This is a genomic window from Lacrimispora sp., assembly GCF_046972725.1.
GTDB lineage: Bacteria > Bacillota > Clostridia > Lachnospirales > Lachnospiraceae > Lacrimispora.
The window spans coordinates 902,945-923,127 of record NZ_JBKVXF010000001.1; the positions used below are offsets into that span (position 1 = coordinate 902,945).

17 protein-coding genes are annotated in these 20,183 nt (G+C 42.1%); 1 reads left to right on the top strand and 16 read right to left on the bottom strand.

The window, feature by feature from the left end:
* Positions 1-82: 82 nt before the first annotated feature.
* The 4 genes from ACLTWA_RS04515 to ACLTWA_RS04530 all read right to left on the bottom strand — a co-directional run bounded on the left by ACLTWA_RS04515 (position 83) and on the right by ACLTWA_RS04530 (position 5,111).
* Positions 83-1,018 carry a serine/threonine protein phosphatase gene (locus tag ACLTWA_RS04515; RefSeq protein ID WP_412326369.1) on the bottom strand — a complete coding sequence of 312 codons (936 nt, stop codon included), beginning with the start codon at positions 1,016-1,018 and terminating at the stop codon, positions 83-85.
* Between the two features lie 108 nt (positions 1,019-1,126).
* Positions 1,127-2,107 carry a D-isomer specific 2-hydroxyacid dehydrogenase family protein gene (locus ACLTWA_RS04520; protein WP_412326370.1) on the bottom strand — a complete coding sequence of 327 codons (981 nt, stop codon included), beginning with the start codon at positions 2,105-2,107 and terminating at the stop codon, positions 1,127-1,129.
* 69 nt (positions 2,108-2,176) lie between these two features.
* Complete coding sequence (locus ACLTWA_RS04525) at positions 2,177-3,361, bottom strand: alpha/beta hydrolase family protein (RefSeq protein ID WP_412326371.1); 1,185 nt, start codon at positions 3,359-3,361, stop codon at positions 2,177-2,179.
* 193 nt (positions 3,362-3,554) lie between these two features.
* Complete coding sequence (locus tag ACLTWA_RS04530; protein WP_412326372.1) at positions 3,555-5,111, bottom strand: nitrite/sulfite reductase; 1,557 nt, start codon at positions 5,109-5,111, stop codon at positions 3,555-3,557.
* Positions 5,112-5,257: 146 nt separating this feature from the next.
* Here ACLTWA_RS04530 and ACLTWA_RS04535 point away from each other — a divergent pair, with 146 nt between their 5' ends.
* Positions 5,258-6,145, top strand: coding sequence for a LysR substrate-binding domain-containing protein (locus tag ACLTWA_RS04535; RefSeq protein ID WP_412326373.1), 888 nt, complete (start codon positions 5,258-5,260; stop codon positions 6,143-6,145).
* Positions 6,146-6,280: 135 nt separating this feature from the next.
* Here ACLTWA_RS04535 and ACLTWA_RS04540 read toward each other — a convergent pair whose 3' ends face one another.
* The 12 genes from ACLTWA_RS04540 to ACLTWA_RS04595 all read right to left on the bottom strand — a co-directional run bounded on the left by ACLTWA_RS04540 (position 6,281) and on the right by ACLTWA_RS04595 (position 20,168).
* Positions 6,281-6,811: a PTS glucose transporter subunit IIA gene (locus tag ACLTWA_RS04540; protein WP_412326374.1), complete on the bottom strand. Its 531-nt coding sequence runs from the start codon at positions 6,809-6,811 to the stop codon at positions 6,281-6,283.
* A gap of 21 nt (positions 6,812-6,832) precedes the next feature.
* On the bottom strand, positions 6,833-8,635 hold the full coding sequence (gene uidA / locus ACLTWA_RS04545; RefSeq protein ID WP_412326375.1) for a beta-glucuronidase: 1,803 nt from the start codon (positions 8,633-8,635) through the stop codon (positions 6,833-6,835).
* A gap of 32 nt (positions 8,636-8,667) precedes the next feature.
* On the bottom strand, positions 8,668-10,053 hold the full coding sequence (locus ACLTWA_RS04550) for a PTS transporter subunit EIIC (RefSeq protein ID WP_412326376.1): 1,386 nt from the start codon (positions 10,051-10,053) through the stop codon (positions 8,668-8,670).
* 101 nt (positions 10,054-10,154) lie between these two features.
* Positions 10,155-10,994, bottom strand: coding sequence for a PRD domain-containing protein (locus ACLTWA_RS04555; RefSeq protein ID WP_412326377.1), 840 nt, complete (start codon positions 10,992-10,994; stop codon positions 10,155-10,157).
* A 203-nt stretch (positions 10,995-11,197) separates the two neighbouring features.
* A complete protein-coding gene (locus ACLTWA_RS04560; protein WP_412326379.1) occupies positions 11,198-12,610 on the bottom strand; it encodes a glycoside hydrolase family 1 protein in 1,413 nt (470 codons plus the stop codon).
* A gap of 88 nt (positions 12,611-12,698) precedes the next feature.
* On the bottom strand, positions 12,699-14,147 hold the full coding sequence (locus ACLTWA_RS04565) for a PTS transporter subunit EIIC (RefSeq protein WP_412326380.1): 1,449 nt from the start codon (positions 14,145-14,147) through the stop codon (positions 12,699-12,701).
* 369 nt (positions 14,148-14,516) lie between these two features.
* The gene (locus tag ACLTWA_RS04570) at positions 14,517-15,143 is read right to left on the bottom strand and encodes a V-type ATP synthase subunit D (protein WP_412326382.1); all 627 of its coding nucleotides are present in this window, start codon (positions 15,141-15,143) and stop codon (positions 14,517-14,519) included.
* 5 nt (positions 15,144-15,148) lie between these two features.
* Entirely contained in the window at positions 15,149-16,564 is a 1,416-nt protein-coding gene (locus ACLTWA_RS04575; RefSeq protein ID WP_412326384.1) for a V-type ATP synthase subunit B, read from the bottom strand.
* The gene (locus tag ACLTWA_RS04580) at positions 16,561-18,279 is read right to left on the bottom strand and encodes a V-type ATP synthase subunit A (RefSeq protein WP_412327176.1); all 1,719 of its coding nucleotides are present in this window, start codon (positions 18,277-18,279) and stop codon (positions 16,561-16,563) included. Before ACLTWA_RS04580 ends, ACLTWA_RS04575 begins: the two co-directional genes overlap by 4 nt.
* 95 nt (positions 18,280-18,374) lie before the next feature.
* Entirely contained in the window at positions 18,375-18,689 is a 315-nt protein-coding gene (locus ACLTWA_RS04585; protein WP_412326385.1) for a V-type ATP synthase subunit F, read from the bottom strand.
* Entirely contained in the window at positions 18,682-19,602 is a 921-nt protein-coding gene (locus ACLTWA_RS04590) for a V-type ATPase subunit (protein ID WP_412326386.1), read from the bottom strand. Before ACLTWA_RS04590 ends, ACLTWA_RS04585 begins: the two co-directional genes overlap by 8 nt.
* 2 nt (positions 19,603-19,604) lie before the next feature.
* Entirely contained in the window at positions 19,605-20,168 is a 564-nt protein-coding gene (locus ACLTWA_RS04595; protein WP_412326387.1) for a V-type ATP synthase subunit E, read from the bottom strand.
* Between the last annotated feature and the right edge of the window lie 15 nt (positions 20,169-20,183).

The following is a 20,183-nucleotide window of genomic DNA, read 5'->3' on the forward strand; positions in this document are numbered from 1 at the left end:
TGCTTTTAACGGCCAGCCAGCCGTATTCTTTCCAGCATTATATGAAAGGAAGGAAACGCCCGTGAGAAACCCTTATAAAATTTTATTCATCATCATACCTTTTATGGGTTTTGAAATAATCAAATTTCATACCGTCATACTTTTCAATCGGTACAGGCCCCCGGACCACCGTACGGAGGATTTGCAGGCAGCCATCTTCAGCGGCAGCGATTCTCCAGTCAACCATTAAAATTTCACCATTTTTTATCTCAATCCCGGTGATACCACGGGTCCGGATGCAGCAGCCGGTATTAAAATACGGCAGTTCATCTGCTTTTGGGAATTTCGGCCTGTGTGTATGGCCGCAGATCAGCATGATTTTTTGCTTTGCAATCCATTCACCGTATATCCGTTCTATTTTATGTCTTTTGAACATATTGCGGGCAGGACTTGTGGGATTGTCGAAGCCCACCAGATGGAAATACCGCCACAGATAGCGGAGCAGCAGCATAGAAAAAAACCAAAGCTGATCATTCATAAAGTCGCCCTGATGCCCATGAATGACGAGAATATTCTGTCCGGTATCTTTATATTGAAGGACCAGAGCCTCCTTCGGTTCTAATCCCCGAAACAAATCCACCTTTTTTTGATTATACTCGTCATAGTATTCATAATAATTGGACTCTACAAAATGCTTTGATCTCAGATAAATATTATGGTTGCCATACAGCATGATGAAACGGCCGGCATCATAAAATTTTTTCATCACGGTAAATACATCCGTGTGTGCAAGCCGGATCACACTGAAATTTTTGTACTCCCATAACTCATCCCCATCCCCCGCTTCCACATAGACATAACCTTCCTTATAGTAATAATTCAGCGCATGCAAAAAAATATTCTGGTTTCTGATAAACTCATCGGAAACGCTGTCATCGCCCCGATGACAGTCACTGAAAAATATATATTTTGAATTTTTATCAAAGGAAATGACAGACGCATGTTTCAAAGCCTTTGTTAATCGTTTATTCGCTCTCATCTTTGCTCCGTATGCTTTTTTTTTCTTAGTATTATTCTTATTTCCAATTTTATACGGAATAAAACACAGGGAGAATCCATGTGGCATACGGAAGCATTTTGTCTGATATCAATACACCCGCCAGGGATTCTCCTTCCCCTCTAACTCGTATTTACAGCTTAAAATAGAATATTCCACCATATCACTCACAGCTTCCTCAGTATAAAATGCCGTGTGCGGAGTGATGATAACATTGGGCATTGACTGCAAGACAGCCAGTTCCCGATTGGACAGCACTTTATATTTCAAATCTTTATAAAATATTTTTCTTTCATTTTCAATTACATCCAAAGCTACCGCGCCGATTTTCCCTGATTCAAGACCTGCAATCAGGGACTGGGTATCAATCAGTGTACCCCTGGCGGCATTAATGAGCACCGCACCCTTCTTCATCTTTTCAACTTCCGCCTCTCCAATCAGGTATTTTGTATCTGCCGCCGCAGGCACATGAAGGGAAATAACGTCACTCTCCTTCAGAAGTTCATCGAAAGAAACGTAGGAAACAAAGGAAGCAAGGGCTTCTTTCGGCTGCAGGGTATGTACCAGAATCTTACATCCAAATCCACGAAGCCGCTGAATCACAGCCTCTCCGATTCTTCCTGCTCCGATGATGCCGACGGTGCAGGTACGAAGCTCCCGCCCCCGCACATTAGTAAGTGAAAAATCCTGTACCAACCCTCGTGTAATCAGCGTTTTTACCTTGCGCAGTGCCATCAGAATGAGCATAACCGTATATTCTGCCACACTGGCCGGCGTATAATTGACGGTGGAGACAGGAATCTCCAACGCTTTTGCAGCATCTATGTCTATATGATCAAAGCCTGCAGTGCGGGTGGATACACAGCGGATACCACTATCTTTCCATTGTTTCAATATCTCTTTGGTAATGGAGGAAGTGACAACGCTAACTGCGTCGCAGCCTTCTGTATTCCCTGCGTTCTCCGGCGAAGGACTGTAAGGCACAGTATGAAGCTCCACCTCATATTTCTCTGCAAATTTTTGAAAATACATGGATTCGTCCATCCGAACGTTATATGCTAATAGTTTCATAAAGCGACACTCCTTTTCTCAAATAAAAGACAATCGTTGTATCCGGGAATGGATTCAGTGATACACCGATTAAGCCAACTGGCCAAAGATTCTTACTACCGGCCCTTCTTTACTTTCTTCAAGAATCGCTGTTAAGTCGGCATTGTTGAGCCACAGAAGATTTTTGCTGTTTGTTTCTATCACCGGTTTCCACTCCTCACCCACCTTTTGATTGACAACATAGAGACTGCACATTTCTCCTTCCATATCCACTCCCTGCAATGTATATTCCGCCCTTTCCTTTGTCAGCTTCTCCTGGTCATATTCCTGTGTATCACAGCCTCCCGGCAAAACAGTTCCATGAAAACATTCTGTGTCACAATAGCCGGTAAAATAAATCCTGGATTTCCTATAACCGTCATCCGTAACAAGCTCTTTTTTTGTAACTATCAGGCGAACCGTAAGCAGTTCCTTATGCCCCAGCAGAAACTGCTTGATGGAAGCAACCGCACAGTTCTTTTGTATTTTATTAAAACCATGTCCGGCATCTCGAATAAGCTGAAGGTGGCACTGTCCCTTTTCATAAGTTTCCTTTGCCTGTATCGCATATGAGTAGTTTACAATCTCATCTTTCAGCCCCTGCAATATCAATACCGGCCCCTTATAAGCACTCAATTCAAGAAATACATCCATGGAAACCACACTGTCATGAAAAACCTTTCCCAGCCGGGTTACCTTACAGTCTATGATTTCAGGGACATGATTAACATCATATCGGGAACCTCCAAGCCGCCCTCTTCTGGCATGATCCGGTATGCAAAGCGCCGGATAAATCATAATGAGTTTTTTAATTTCCTCCTTACATTTGGCAGCTGCTAATCCGGAAACCAAACCTCCCTGGCTGACCCCTGCAAGAATAAGATTTTTTTCGTCTGCGAACGGAAGCTCTTTTACATAATCCTTTACTGCAATAAGATCTTCGACCTCGGTAAAAATCGTGCTTTTCGTGGAGGCTCCATCGCTCTTAAAGCTGATATCTTCATCCATCTTTCCTCCACCGCAAAAATTAAAGCCAAATGCAGCATAGCCCATTCGTGCGAACGCTCTGCAATAATCTTCTACGCTGATATAATTACCGGTAAATCCGTGACTGACAATTATTACAGGATATTTTTTATTTTTTTGTTCCCCACCAGGAACATACTGCCTCCCCCGGATCTGCAGGCCATTTCTTTCGCAGGAAAACGGTGTTTCTATCACATTCATATCACACATTTGTAAGCCCTCCAATTTCTGTCTGATATAGTAAGAATATCATATTGCACTATAAATTACGACATGTCATAATCGAAAAGTGTGGGAAAATATTTTTTTCCATGGAAAAAGGCATTACGGACATACCATGATTCCTGCAGCATCATAACTGAACGAAAAAAAGAGGTGGTGCTTTTGAAGCACCGCCCCTTTCTTATTTTATAATATAATGATTTAAAATTTCCTCCAACTGTGGCCGATTCTCCTCTGTCCAGTCGTAAAAATCCTTCCCGGTCTTTGAAAGTTCTAACCCAATCTCATATAAAAATTCAGGAAGACTCTCTCTTAAAATATCTCCGCAGTAATCAGCAAGCTTTGTTTTCCCCATACCGAGTTTTCCGCCCAGATGCAATTCAAACGCATCCTTTGTTTCTCCCTGCACCTTCATCTTCTTTCCGCAAAAACCAATTTCTCCGATTTCATGGGCACTGCAGGAATTCGGGCAGCCGGAAATATGGATCTGAGGCAATACATCCTCTGTAAAATTCTTTTCTTTAAAATAAGCGATTACTTCTTTTAATGTTTCCTGACTGTCAAGGATTCCTATCTGGCATGTGGGAACTCCAATACATGCAACGGACCGCTCCAGACGGGTTTCTCCTCCAATATGTTTTGTAATATCCAGAAATCTCTCTGCTTCCTGTCCGTTTAAGTTTCTTATAAATAAGCCCTCGCTCATTGCCAGCCTGATCTCTGCCTCGGGAACCGTCTTTACCTCATCTAAAATAAGCCTTAAATCATGCAATGCCAATTGGCCTCCGACCGGATGCACATAGACACTGTATAGCCCCTCCTGCTTCTGCTCATACAACCGGCGGCTCTTCATGTCTGTTTTCGACCCTGTCTTATGATATTCTTTCCTGCTGACAGACAGCTTTAAGTCTTTGCTTTCTTTTACCGTTTCCAGATGCTTTCTGTAGCACCTCATAAACTCTTCTGCCCCCATACGGTCCAGAATATATCTCATACGGGCTTTCTTTTTGTTCTGGTAATCACCTTCGCTGATAAAAAGCTGGGTTGCAGCCTCCACATGGTATAACACATCCTCCGGCTTTACAAGCTCCGGAAACTCCACACCAATCTTTGAATTTCTTCCAAGCCCTCCACCGACGTAAACCTTAAAATACTCATTACCGTTTTCTGCTACGGCAAGAAAGCCCAAATCAACTGCCCCTGTATTCGCCACGTCTTTTTCACTGTTGGAAAATGCAACCTTTAATTTTCTCGGAAGTTTGTATGTATAGATTCTTTGTAGGAAATAATCTCCCACTGCCAATGCATAGGCAGATACATCGAAGGCTTCTCCTTTTTCCACTCCTGACAATGGGGAAATGGCAATGTTTCTTGGATAGTTTCCGCCGGAACCTCTTGTATAGATGCCATGCCTGATTCCCTCCTCCATCACCTCACAGATTTGGTCCATGGTAATTCCATGAAGCTGGATTGCCTGCCGTGTTGTAAGATGTATATTTTCCACACCGTATTTAACCGCATATTCATAAATAAATTGAAGCGTGTTCCACTGAGCGATGCCAGAGGGAACTCTGAACCGAATCATAAATTCTTTTCCGCTTCTATGGGCATACACACCCATTCCGCCGGAAGCCCCTTTAAAATCCATCTTGCCCATTTCGCCATTTAAAAATTTATATCCCAGTTCTTTAAAACCATCAATTTCACCCAATAACACTTCATCTAACGTTCTCACCATTCACAACTCCTTATACTTATTGCATCATATTCTAGTATATAGTATACTGTGTTTGAACCAATAAGTATAATATTTATTTTTTATTATACCTATTCATATTTCTAATCTATTGTTTCTTATAAAAAATAAAACACGAGGAAAGACCTTTGATTGAAGAATTAAAAACATTTATTGCAGTTGTAGATAAAAAGAGTTTTACAAAAGCTGCAGCTGCCATTAATATATCCCAGCCAAGTGTAAGCCTTCACATTTCAAATCTGGAAAATTATTTTCATACACGGCTGATTGAACGTTCAAATAAACAAAGAAATATTTTTATTACTGCCCAGGGGGACATTCTATATAAACGGGCAAAGCAGATTTTATCCGTACTGGAAGAAACAAAAGAAGAGCTTTTGCAATCGGACCTTTCTCCCTGCGGAACCTTAAGAGTCGGAGCCAGTATGACCATTGGTGAATTTCTACTTCCTTCTATATTAAGTGAGTTTATGAAATCATACCCAAACATAAAGCTGGATATGACCATTGAGAATACGGAGCATATCTACGAAAAATTTAAAAATTATGATATTGATATCGCTTTAATCGAAGGAACGGTACCCGTAGAAAATTATATCCATCACAATTTCTATAAGGATAAAATGGTCATCGTTGCTCCGGTCGGTTTTCAATATGACAAAGAGGCAGAGCTGAAACATTCCCTGTCTAACCAGACCTGGATCCACCGGGAAAAGGGTTCCGGCACCGGAGAAAATTTAAATATATTTTTAAACAGCTACGGCATATCTCCGAAAAACCTGATTACCCTGGGAAGCAACTATTCCATCAAAGAAGCGGTTAAAAACAATATGGGAATCAGCTTTATCTCCTCACTCGTCGTCGATGAGTCCGTAAAGAATAAAGAGATTAAAATCATTCCCCTGGAAAATCAATATTACAGATATTTTTCCTACCTCATACATGAAAAGAACCTGCCAAAAGCGGCGGAACTGTTTCTGGAACGGTTGCATCAATACCGGGGAAATCTTACATGAACAATTTAATGATGTAAAAACAGGAACCAAAAGATTATGCAGACTCTTTTGGTTCCTGTTTTTGTTACTGTAAATTTATAATGCCCTGCGGGCCTTTAATTACTCCCCTGAGATCTGTTGCTTAGAAATTAAAAATCACTTAAAATCAAACAGCTTGTCCATGGCTTCAACCGGACCAAGACGGGACTCACTCATGGTCCCTAATTCTGCTGCATTTGGCACCAGCACCATTGTAGTCGTCTGATAGCCCTTCTCAGTAATCTTAACACGATCAAATTCTACCAGCAGCTCCCCTGCTTTTACGTGATCTCCCTGTTTTACAACAGCTTTAAATCCATCACCTTCTAGTTGTACCGTATCGATTCCGATATGAAGCAGAACTTCCATTCCATCCTTAGTTTTCATTCCCACAGCATGTCCGGTTGGAAAAACGGACACAATTTCTCCATCCGCCGGAGCATATAATTTTCCCTCTTGTGGATCAATTCCCACACCCGGGCCCATGACTCCTTCTGCAAATACCGGATCGCTTACCTCTGAAAGCGGCTTGACCGTTCCTTTTAAAGGGCTGTATATTGTTCTCGGCTCGCAAACAATGCTCTTTACGGAAGGAGCAGCCAATCCCTGTTTCTCCTTGCTGCCAAATAAATTATCAAAAAATCCCATAATTATTTCCTCTCTGCATTCCTAATCCATGGATTCCCAACGAGCCTTTAACACAAACGCGGCACTCTTTGGCTGTCTTATCCGGTTAAAGATCCCTTTCTTGTTACCATTCACCCGCATGATTCCCTCCGTCGTCTGGAAATCAGCAAAATTCCATACAAGTTCTCCCTGTACAAAGTCAAATTGGTCGAATACTTCAAAATTCATTTCCAGATACTCATCCTGATACTCCTGACTCCACATAATGCTTGGAAGTTTATGCTCCGATGGCATGGTGTCAGTGCCAAACTCAGTAAAGATAAACGGAATATTTAAATTTTTATCCTTCCACTTATTCATCTCTGTTATAAACGCTTCTCTTGCATCCACAAGCTCCGGTCCGCCTTTGATATACCAACCATAATACCGATTGAGACATATCATATCACACAACTGATAGCATTGGCAAATTTCCGGCTGGCTGTTCTTTTCAAATGCACCGGTCAGCGGACGCTTCTGAGGATCAAGCTCTCTTGCCAGATCAAAGACCGGTGTAAAATAATCCTTAGATTGCTTACTGGTGGTTTCCGGTTCATTAAATAAACTCCAGGCAATGACGGAAGGGTGGTTTTTATCTCTTGCGATCATCTCCTCCACTGCCTGAAGATGGGCTTTCTGTAAATTTGGTACCGTAGGTGCTTCAAAAAATCCGGTATACTGACCGGTTCCTGCTGCCGCAAAGTTTCTTGTTGATCTCATCATTCCCACTGCCGGAACCTCATCAATGATCAAAAAGCCTTCCTCATCTGCAAACTGATACCACTCTTCTGCATAAGGATAATGGCTGGTTCGAAAACAGTTGGCTCCAATCCACTTCATACACTCAAAATCTCTCTTTAGAACGCCCCAGTTGAACCCGCGGCCAATCACTTCAAAATCTTCATGCTTGCCAAATCCCTTTAGATAGACCGGTTGTCCGTTAATCTGTATTTCTTTTCCCTGAATTTTCACAGTCCTGATACCGATTTTAGAAGAATATTCATCGATCAGCTTTTCTCCATCCCAGATTCTCATAACTGCCTGATACAGATAAGCATTTCCAACATTCCATAAATGGGCTCTCTCAACAGTAACACTTCCCTGCCTGCCTGTACTTTTTGCAACCAGCCGTTTCTCTTCGTCAAATAATTCAAAAGAGACCTGATGGTTTCCATTTGTCTTAATTTCATACCGGACGACGGCATCTGCTCCATTTAATTCATAATCCACTTCAAAATCTTCGATGGATTCTTCCGGTTTTGAAACAAGCCATACACTTCTCTGAATTCCAGAATAATTAAAAAAATCAAAATAAGGCTTGGCCAGTTTTCTTCCATCACTCAGCACCATGGTGGTACCACAGGGAATTGTCTCTTCATTCAACTCGTTATTGACTTTTATGACAAAACTATTTAATTCACCAAATTTTACATAATCCGTTACACTGGCAACCACAGGCAGAAATCCGCCTTCATGCGTCGCTGCCAGATTGCCATTGCAATACACAAATGCACGATGAGTAATGCTTCCGAACCGGATTTCCAACTTCTGTTTTGCCCAATCCTCCGGCACAAATACTTCCGTCTCATACCAAAAATCTCCGCAATAATCCCGTTCCTCTTTTGTCGTAAAAAAGTCCGAAAAACTGGCAGGAACCGGCATGGAGACAGGTTCTGGCAGCTTAAGCTGCCAGTTCTCCTTTAACCCTTTTTCTTCCGGGTCAAACTGGAATTTCCACATACCATCCAGGGAGTATGCTGTTCTCACCTGATTGCTGCATGGATACAGTTCTGAAAAATTCAGCATCTATCATTCTCCTGTTCTTTTATTTTTTATGATCAAGATTCTTTTGCCGGTGTATCATTTTTATATGCAAAAAGATAAGTAAGCAAAAATACTCCGACAAAAGATACCGCCATCGCTATTACAATAGAAACACCTGACATCGCATAAAGTGCTGGTATGGTTAAAATGTTGACTGGAACCTGTGACGTACGGATGCTGCCTGTAACAGCTGCAATAATACCACCAATTCCATTGACCGCACACATGCAGATAAATATTCTTCGGTTCTTCATCAAAACCCCGTAAATACCCGGCTCTGTAACACCACCGATCAGAGCGGAGATGGACGCAGAACCTGCCACCAACTTCAGATCTTTATTTTTTGTTTTTAAAAATACTGCAAGACAAGCTGCTGCGATTCCGAAATTTGCGCCAAATGTAGGAGGCATTATATAATCAAAGCCTAATACAGAATAATTGTTCATAACGATCGGCAGAAGCCCCCAATGCAACCCAAATACAATAAATAACGGGTAAAATGTTCCCAACAATAATCCTGCAATCGCCGGGGAAAAGGAAAACACCGTCTGGATGCCTCCGGCCAGGCCTTTGCTTATTATATCTGTAACAGGTCCTATAACAATAAGCGCCATAGGGAAAAGAATTGCAAAATCAATGAGCGGAATAAAAATACTCTGCACAAGCTTTGGAATTATTTTTGTTGCAATTTTTTCTACCTTTGACTGTGCATATACCGTTATGATAATTGGCAGTACAGAACTGGGATAGCTGATCAGCTTTACCGGAATAGAAAAAAATGTAACAGCCACCTTGTCATTAAACAGTGCTGTCAGGCTTGGATAGCACATAGCACAGGCAATCGCCATTGAGATAAATGGCTTTGCGCCGAATTTTTGAGCCGCACAGTATGCAAGAAACACCGGAAGGAAATAAAAAACACTGTCTGATGCAGCATTCAGTATGGTATATGTGGTAGAAGTTTTATCAATGAGCGCCAGTGTGGTAAGCAAGACCAAAAAGCCTTTTAACAGCCCGGCACCGGTAAAGGCACCCATAAACGGCATAAAAATACCGGAGATAATATCTGTTATTTTTCCCACAATACTAACCTTATTATTTTCTGAGGAAGCACCTTCTGAAGCCGAAGAATTACTCTTATTTCCTGTTCCAATATTTGTGCTCAACAAAATCTGGTCATATACGTCTTCCACATCACTTCCAATAACAACCTGATACTGGCCGGCTGCCTGCATTACTTTAATCACTCCTTTCATATTTTTGAGTGTTTCCGTATCTGCTTTGCTTTCGTCTTTTAATTTAAAACGAAGCCGGGTAATGCAATGAGTCAGGGAATCCACATTTTCTTCTCCCCCAACATGTTCTACAATATCTTTGGCTAACTTAGAATAATCTGCCATATGATTACCTCCTAATTTTTCTATCAAAAAAGCCTGGTTCATTCCCTTACAAAAAGAAAATGACCAGGCTTTGCTGAACTAAATCATAACACCGCCAAATACTAACTGTTTTTTAATTGTGACAAATGAACGGCCAGATAAATTAATTCATCGTGTCCTGCTTTGTAATTATACCTGTCTTCAATATATTTACATACTTTTTGGCTGCAGCGGTATTCTTCCGGATAATTTTTCAACAATACTTCCAGCATGTGGACTCCGCCTTGCTCTTTATAATGATATTTTTTCATGACCCGCTGTGCAAAAAACTTTAAATGAGTCATATACCGGTAATATGGGAGAGAGTCTTCTTCTACTTTAAAATCAAGTTCTGACATAATCAGATCATTCAGCTCGCTCACCATTACAATCATCTTTTTGGCATTACCGCTGATCTGGTCATGCCGTGCAGTTACAAAATGCATGGCAACAAATCCAGCTTCATCATTGGATAACCGGTACCCGAATTTCTTTTCTATCAAATCCAGCATCTTTTGTCCGACCTCATATTCGTCCGGATAAAACCGTATGATGTCGTGGAGAATGGAATTAGGTACTACTATCCCCTGCTGAAAATTCTCTACTGCATGATAAATATGATCGACAAGGGAAATATGAATGGTTTCATTGAGAGTCATATCGTGGGCATGGACAGCATAATCAATCACATCTTCCGCCACCATAATATATTCCTGGGGCACCGTCTCTAATATTTCCCGAAACTGGCTTTTATGATCTTTATCTTTTAGGATAAACTGTTTTTCAACCCGTTCCTGATCAATCATATCACCTATATGGCTTTTGAATCCAAGACCGCTTCCAAGCAGCAGTACATCTTGTCCGTTCTCATCATTTGATATGACTGCGTTTGTATTTAATATCTGCTTAATAACCATTTTCATAAACGTATCCTCAATCTCATTGTCTAAATGAAATGCAATGTTACAGATATTTAAACAATAAAAAAACAAGCATGCACCAAAACAGATGCAGACTTGCCTAATTGAATAGTAACACTTCTGTAAACTGCTAAAATTGTATCACAAGAACTTTATAAAAACAATCAGCATTTTTGACAATATTATATAAGACAATTTGTACAATTTTACAAGCTTTCTCCGTTGGACGCTATCACTTTTTTATACCAGTCAAAGGATTTTTTCTTATACCGGTTTAAAGTACCTGTGCCGTCATCGTTGCGGTCAACGTAGATAAATCCGTATCTTTTCTTCAGTTCCGCAGTTGAGGCGCTGACCAGATCAATACAGCCCCAGCTGGTATAACCCATAACCGGCACCCCGTCTTTAATGGCTTCCCTCACCTGAATTAAATGGTCTCTTAAATAATTAATCCGGTAATCATCAATGACAGTCTTTGTTCCATCCTGGGCGGTTATAAGCTCATCAACGGCTCCCAATCCATTTTCCACAATAAACAGAGGTTTCTGCCAGCGGTCATAAAACTGGTTTAATACATATCGAAGTCCCTGAGGATCAATGGCCCAGCCCCATTCACTTTGTTTTAAACAGGGATTTATTACACCACCCATAAGATTTCCTGCCCCGGTCTGTGCTTTTTTATGATCGGCCGCTTCGCAGGAACTCATATAATAACTAAAGGACACAAAATCCACCGTGTGCTGTTTCAACAGTTCTTCATCGCCGTTTGCAATTTCAAGCCGGATATTATTTTCTTTGAAATAACGTTTCATATACCCGGGATATTCTCCTCTGACATGCATATCACCGAAAAACAAATTCATATGATCTGCTTTCATAGCTGCAATTACATCATCCGGATTAGAGGTCAGGGGGTACATGGGCATACTCAGTATCATGCAGCCGATGCTGCTGTCAGGCATCATCTCATGACCGATTTTTGTTGCCAATGCACTTGCCACCAGTTCATGGTGAACCGCCTGATAAAGATCCTGCTTTTTCAATTTACTCTTATCCGTATAGATTCCGCCGCTTAAAAACGGTTCATGGAGTACAGAGTTGATTTCATTAAAGGTCAGCCAGTATTTTACCTTTCCGCCGTAGCGCTTGAATATGGTCCTTACATACCGCTCATAAAAACCGATCATATCCCGGTTAATCCAGCCATTATATTTGATTGACAGGTTCAGCGGTGTCTCATAATGAGAGATTGTCACCAGGGGCTCAATCCCATACTTCAACAATTCATCAAACAAATCATCATAAAACTGAAGCCCCTTTTCATTCGGTTCCTTTTCATCGCCGTTTGGAAAAATCCGGCTCCATGCAATGGAAGTACGGAATACCTTAAATCCCATTTCTGCAAAAAGCCTGACATCCTCTTTGTAGCGATGATAAAAATCAATTCCGACCAGCTTCATATTATCTGAAGTTGGTTCCTTTGTTACCGGTCCTTTAATTCCCCGGGGGGTCACATCCTGAGTGCTTAGCCCTTTTCCGTCTTCGTTATACGCTCCTTCACACTGGTTGGCAGCCACTGCTCCCCCCCACAGGAAACCTTCTGGAAATCTGTTATTCATTGTTGCTCCTCTTTTTTTTCTGGATGGGGTTTATAATAACAGATTTTTTTCAAAAGGACAACCGGAAAACTGTTAATATCTGGAATTGCTATTTATTTTCCTTATACAGTGCCATTGTAGCAGCCAAAGCAATTAAAAATGCGATGACACTTGCCACCAGAACTACCCACATGCTGTATAGACCGGTTCCATTGGCATCAATATAGCCAGGAAGTCCGAAAAGACCTAACCCGCCGGGGATGTACCGCTTTGCTCCCATGAGACCAACAAAGGCCCCGGCTATGGCGGATGCCACACAGCCTATTACAAATGGCTTCTTTTTCGGTAAATTAATACCATAAAGGGTTGGTTCCGTGATTCCGAACATGCAGGAAACAAAGGCCGGAATGCCTATTTTTTTCAATCTTACATCCTTTGTCTTTAAAATAACCGCCAGCAGGGCACCTGCCTGCCCAAACACTGTGGCAAAGGTTCCCGGCATAATAAAATCATATCCCAAAGCTGCAATGTTGATATAGCCCAGTGGAATGACCGACCAGTGGAACCCAAAAATCACAAGAAACTGCCAGAAGCCGCCGACCACTGCACAGCCCAGGGTTGCACCGATGACCGGGATAGAGAACATTCCTTCAAACACCAGGGTCAGGACACAACAGATCATATTGGATACAGGCCCAATTACAAGATAGGTAGCGGATACCATAAGAATCAGTACACATACCGGAGTCAGGAAATTCTTCACCATATCAGAGATGTGCCTGTTCAGCCATTTCTCCAGCTTCGCTCCAAAGAAACAGCACAGCACGATAGGGATGACCGATGAAGTATAACCGGATTTCGGCATAATGACCGGGATGCTGAAAAATGTTGTGTAGTAACTCATTTCAAAAGCACTTCCTGCAAACAGGGTACCCAACACCTCCCCCTTTGTCAGGCCCACCATTGTGGGATAGCACAGGGCAATTCCAAGGGCCATACCTGTAAACTCGTTCATTTTAAATTTTTTTGCCGCCGTATATCCCAGAATGACCGGTAAGAAATAAAAGAATCCATCCCCCACGGTATACAGCACCATATATTCTCCACTGGTGGTGCTCATAAAGCCAAAGAATGTGAACAGTGTCAGCAGACCCTTGATGATACCGGAAGCCCCAAGCAGGGTGATTGTCGGAGCCATAATTCCGGAGATCATATCAATCAGGACAGTTGCAGCATTTTTCTTTCCCTGAGAGCCCAAATCATTCCCGGAGGAATTCCCCTCCTCATCTACCATGCCTTCCCCTTTAAAATGTCCAGCCTGAAGTACTGCATCATATACCTCCTGCACCGTATTGCCGATGACTACCTGATACTGACCATTGGCCTGGACTACCGAAAGAACCCCATCCGTCTGTTTTAAAATATCTGTATTGGCCTTCCCCTCATCCTTTAACTTAAACCTCAGACGTGTAATACAATGTGTGATGCTGTTAATATTCTCCTTGCCGCCTACGTTCTGGATAATGATCCGAGCAAGGCCATCATATTTGCTTGCCATAAGAATCCCCCTCTTTTCTTTTATCTTCTGACCTGTTTATACTATCATTTTACCTCCCTCATACTCCCCATTCAATCCCTCATCTTATTTTCTAAAAATAAGAGATTTTTATCTATTTTTTTATGCATTTTTACCATTATTTTTGTCATAAAATAACATACTCTTAAATTTTTTTTAAAAACCTTCTAATAAATGAATCCCCCCGGCTCTTCATCTCCCCTCTCCTCTAACTTAATGATTTTACTAAGATGGCAAAAAAATCACCCTATGCCGGCTGGTATTACAGACGGATCACAGGATGATTTTATTTTTGAATTTAGGCCATCATAAATAGACAGGTCTTTCAATCTGCCGGTCTTTACCCGGCCATTATTTCTTCGTTTTATTCTTCACTTTTATAAGCCTGACTAAATTTCCCCGCTCATTCTCATCAAGCTTCATTTGGATATAACGGATGCTCTCCTGTAACTGGGGAATTGTCATGAATTCAAGTGCATTGACTCTCCTTCTGATTTTTTCGATCTCATTGGCTAATAGCTCGCAGGTTTTTTCCAATTCAGCAAGATGAATGATATCCTGCATCATCCCATGACATTTTCTTAAAGAAGTATCAAGTTGGCTGTTTGTATAAGAAAAGCCATAGGGATAAGAGATGTCTTCTTTGGGCAGATCATAATCAAATACCGGGACACGAACACCCATAATGGAGGTTTCCGATCCCTTTATGCCGGAAGAACTTCCGGAAAGCATAAACGCTTCCTCAAGAAAATCCGGAGATAATTCTGCTCCGACCAGAGCAAACTCCTGATACAGACCAGAAAACTGCTCCGTCAGACGGGCCCTCAGACTTTTGCTTTGCTGAACCACCTCTACAAAACGGTGAACCAGTTCATCCTGCTTTCCTTTAAGCAATTCGTGTCCCTGCTTTGCAACCGCCAGTTTTGATTTGAGTTCCGCCAGCTCCATTCGATTGGGATTCACATTCAATCGTTCCATGTCTGCTATACCTCTTTCTCTGAGTGCTCCTCAGGGGAAGGATTGTTCCTGATATCTGGCAGGTATTTATTTAAATATTTTTCCTTTATTCGTTTTAATTCAGATTTTGGGAACATGGAAAGCAGCTCCCAGCCAATATCAAGCGTTTCTTCAACGCTGCGGTTTACATCAAATCCCTGAGCAATGTATTTAAGTTCAAACTCATCGGCAAATCTGGCATATAATTTATCGGCATCGGATAAGGAGGATTCCCCCAGGATTGCAGACAGTTCTCTTGCCTTTTTCCCCTGGGCATAAGCGGAAAATAACTGGTTCATCGTATCTGCATGATCTTCACGGGTCTTTCCCTCTCCGATTCCCTTATCCTTTAGTCTTGACAGGGAAGGAAGGACATCCACAGGCGGCCAGATTTTTTTCCGGTATAAATCCCGGCTCAAAATGATCTGTCCCTCTGTAATATACCCGGTAAGATCAGGAATCGGATGCGTCTTGTCATCTTCCGGCATGGTTAAAACAGGAATCTGTGTGATAGAACCTTTCCGCCCCTTGATCTTACCGGCACGTTCATACAGATTGGCCAGATCGGTATACATATAACCGGGGTATCCTCTTCTGCCCGGTACTTCTCTTCGCGCAGCACCCACTTCACGCAGCGCCTCACAATAGTTGGTAATATCAGTCATGATGACCAGCACGTGCATATCCTTTTCAAATGCCAGATACTCAGCCATTGTCAGAGCCATACGCGGAGTGGAAAGGCGTTCAATTGCAGGATCATCAGCCAGATTTACAAACATAACGGTTCTTTGCAGGGCACCTGTATTTCTAAAGTCTTCAATAAAATATTCTGCTTCCTCAAAGGTGATGCCAATGGCTGCAAAGACCACTGCAAAGTTGCCTCCATCGCCCTTTACCTTTGCCTGCCTGGCAATCTGAGCCGCCAATTCCTTATGAGGCAGACCAGAAGCGGAAAATACCGGCAGCTTCTGACCGCGCACCATTGTATTTAACCCGTCAATGGAAGAAATACCTGTCTGTATGAATTCAGAAGGATAATCCCTTGCCACAGGATTAATGACCACCCCGTTAATATCCATATATTTTTCCGGCAGAATCCTGGGCCCTTCATCAATGGATTTTCCCATGCCGTCATAGATACGGCCAAGCATATCCATAGAAACTCCCAATACCTGGGGCTTGCCCAGAAAGCGTACCGAGCTTTTTTCCATAAGTATTCCGTCTGCCCGTTCAAACAGCTGGACCACCGCACTGCTTTCATTGATTTCCAAAACCCGCCCCTGTCTGAGCTCACCGCTTTGGGTCCTGACTTCTACCATTTCATCGTAGCAGACATTTTCAACCTTTTCCACCACCATTAGAGGTCCGACAATTTCTGATATGGTACGATATTCTTTTATCATCTTCTGTTTCCCCTCTCCTGTACCAGGCTGTTAATCTCCTGTGCCATCATTTCCTGAAGTTCTCCAAACCTTTCCATGGTATCTTCCGGTATTTCTTTTATGCGTCCCAGTTTTTCACGAACTGACAAATTCAAAATATCCTTTAAATATATGCCTGCTTTTAATGCCTGCTTTGACAGTGTATGGAATTTTAAAATTGTCTGCAGCATTAGAAACTGCTTCTTTAAAGGGGTATAGCTGTCTTCCTCCACAAAAGCATTTTGCTGAAGGAAATCTTCTCTTAATGACTTTGCTATTTCAAGCTTCAGCTGATCTTCCTGAGACAGGGAATCATACCCAACCAGTCTTACAATATCATTTAGCCGGCTTTCTTCCTGCAGAACAGCAAGTGCTTCCCCCTGTAAACCGGAATACTCCTTATCCACATTTTCATCCATCCATTTCATGAGACTAGAGGTATACAGGCTATAAGAAGACAGCCAGTTAATGGCCGGAAAATGCCGGGCATATGCAAGACTGGAATCCAGACCCCAAAACACTTTAACAATGCGCAGGGTTGCCTGGGTCACCGGCTCTGATAAATCACCTCCGGGAGGAGAAACAGCTGCCATGACCGTCAGGGTTCCAATCCGTTTATCCTGTCCCAGACAGACCACTTCTCCGGATCTTTCGTAGAATTCTGCCAGTCTTGATCCAAGATATGCCGGGTACCCTTCTTCTCCGGGCATCTCTTCCAGGCGTCCGGACATCTCCCTTAAGGCCTCCGCCCATCTGGAGGAGGAATCCGCCATTAATGCCACCGAATATCCCATATCCCTATAATACTCTGCAACAGCAATTCCTGTATAGATTGAGGCTTCTCTGGCAGCTACAGGCATGTTTGAAGTATTGGCTATGAGGACCGTCCGCTTCATCAGGGACTGCCCGGTCTTAGGATCGATCAATTCAGGGAATTCATTTAATACATCCGTCATCTCATTGCCACGTTCCCCGCAGCCTACATAAACGACGATATCCACATCCGCCCATTTTGCTATCTGATGCTGCACAACGGTCTTTCCGCTTCCAAAAGGTCCCGGAACACAGGCAGTTCCTCCTTTTGCCACAGGGAAAAATGTATCGATGATACGCTGGCCGCTAACCAGAGGTTTTTCCGGAGTTCTCTTTTTGTAAAATGGCCGTCCCCGCCGGACAGGCCATTTTTGAAGCATGGTGACATTTATCTGTGTTCCGTCTTCCTGCTCAACAACTGCAACGGTATCCTCTATGGTATATTCCCCTTCTGAAATACTCTTTATAATTCCCTGGATCCCTTTTGGTATCATGATTTTATGCTGTACGATGGTATTTTCCTCTACAGTCCCTATAATATCCCCATGGAAAACCATGTCTCCTGCCTTTTTGCACGGTACAAAATTCCATTTTGTTTCCCGGTTTAATGATTTTACGGAAACGCCCCGGTTAATAAAATCTCCTGACTGTTCCATGATTATGTTTAAGGGCCTCTGGATTCCATCAAACATGGATTCCAGCAGTCCCGGCCCCAGTTCCACGCTTAACGGTTCCCCTTCGCCATATACCGGTTCCCCAGGCCCTATCATGGAGGTCTCTTCATATACCTGAATGGAAGCTCTGTCACCACGCATCTCTATAATTTCACCAATTAAATGCTGATCGGAAACAGTCACCATATCATATATTTTTGCAGTATTCATGCCTTTCGCAATCACTAATGGGCCTGCAACACTTATTACGGTACCTAATCTCAAATTGTATCTCTCCTCTCATAAAAAACTGACGTAAAAGAAAATCATAAAATATTCATCCCGACTGCTCTTTCAACATTCTTTTTCATTATCCTTTCAGCAAGCCCAAGGGAACCATCAAGGGACGGAATGACTGATATTGCCGGTAACGGTTCCTTGCTGAAATGCTCTAAAACTTCACTTAAATGCTCCGCAACCTGCTCGGTAATCAGAATAATAGCATATCCTTCACTTGCCAACTGGTTAATCAGCCTTTTATTCTTCAATACTTCTTCTTTGTCTGCCGAAAAAATATCAGCTCCAAATGCCTTAAAAATCAAAACAGATTCCCGGTCTCCTATTACCGCCATTTTATACATAACTTTCCCCCAGCTTTCCAATCAGAATACTGTCAGATATGTTCCGGAATTTGCAGGTCAGCAGCAAACGGATTTGCCGGATTTCATTTTCTTTTGCCATCAGATAAGCATACAAAATCTCCGGTCCATAGGAAATGAACCTGGCATTTTTTACATGCCTTATGAGACTGTTATGAAAAAGAGTCTCCAGTTCTGAAAAGTTATGCTGGCCTTCAAAGGCCTCCAGTCCCTTTTGAACCTCTTCGTTGCAGTATTTATTTGAAAAAGAAGCTGCCAGGGAGGAGAACGGCAGGGAGTAATTACGAACCAGCACATGCTTTGCTAAACGTCCGCCCTTTTGAAAACAGAGTTCAAAAAAAGCAGCATCCTTATCCATTTCTCTGGCACGCAGCATTGCTTTTATATTATAAAAGTCAATTTTCATCTGCACCTGTTCCGTTATTAATGCACTGTTTAATTCCTGACTGATCTCTATCATAGATTCAAACATTTTTTTATCCAGATATATTTCTTTTATTTGACTGCTTTCTTCCATAGCAGCCACTTCCAACCAAAGCTTCTTCCTGTTTTCTGAAAGAGGTGCTGTTTTTTCAGTTTTTGACATATCCTCTTTCCATACACGGCGAAATGCATGAAACTCATAGGGTAACCGCATGATCTCAACTGCCCCTTGGTGGGGAGACACCTTAGAAAGCATTTTACACACCCGTTCCCATTCTTCTTTTAAAACAGCTTCCGCCTGATCTAAAGTGCTTACCGTTGTAAAGTTGTAATCCGTGTCCTGAGAAAGCCCCTTTGTTATATCAGAAAAATGATGGAGCGATATGAGGCTGTCCAATTTCGATTTCGTAAGCAGTCTGCTTTCCAACGTTCTTATATAGCTGGAAACAGTTATAAAATCCGTATTCTTCAAATTCACCTCTCCTCTCCATATAAGATATCCATGACCTCCTGTTCCATCTCCTGACGAATCAAATCAATCCAGGATTCAAACGTATAGTTTTCTTCTACTCCCTCCCTCATAAGAATAAAACCTCCAGCCAGGGGCCGATACTCTGTTTTCAGAGGAGGGTTCACATTCAGCTCCTGTTCCGCCCCAGCGTATTTTTCCGGCAGGATCAAGATATTATTGCTTAAGTCCCTGTTTCCAAGCATCCGGATTAGCAACTCTTTATAATCTTCTATCTTTAAATTTTGCAATTGCTTAAATGCTTCCTTAAAAACCTGGTCGATCATCTTCTGTTTTATAAACAGATTTTTATCTCTTAATTCGATTTCTTTTTCTGCACAAATCAATTGATATAATTCATTCGCTTTTCCTTCTGCTTCTTTGATTCTGTTTGCACAGATACGTTCTGTCTCACGGATGGCTTCTTCCAGTTCTTTTTTACTTTTCTCTAAGGCTTCATCAATGATTCTTTGTGCCTGGGTGCTTCCATCTTCAATGATTTTTTTCGTCAACGCTTCTAAACTACCCAATTTCTCACATCCTTT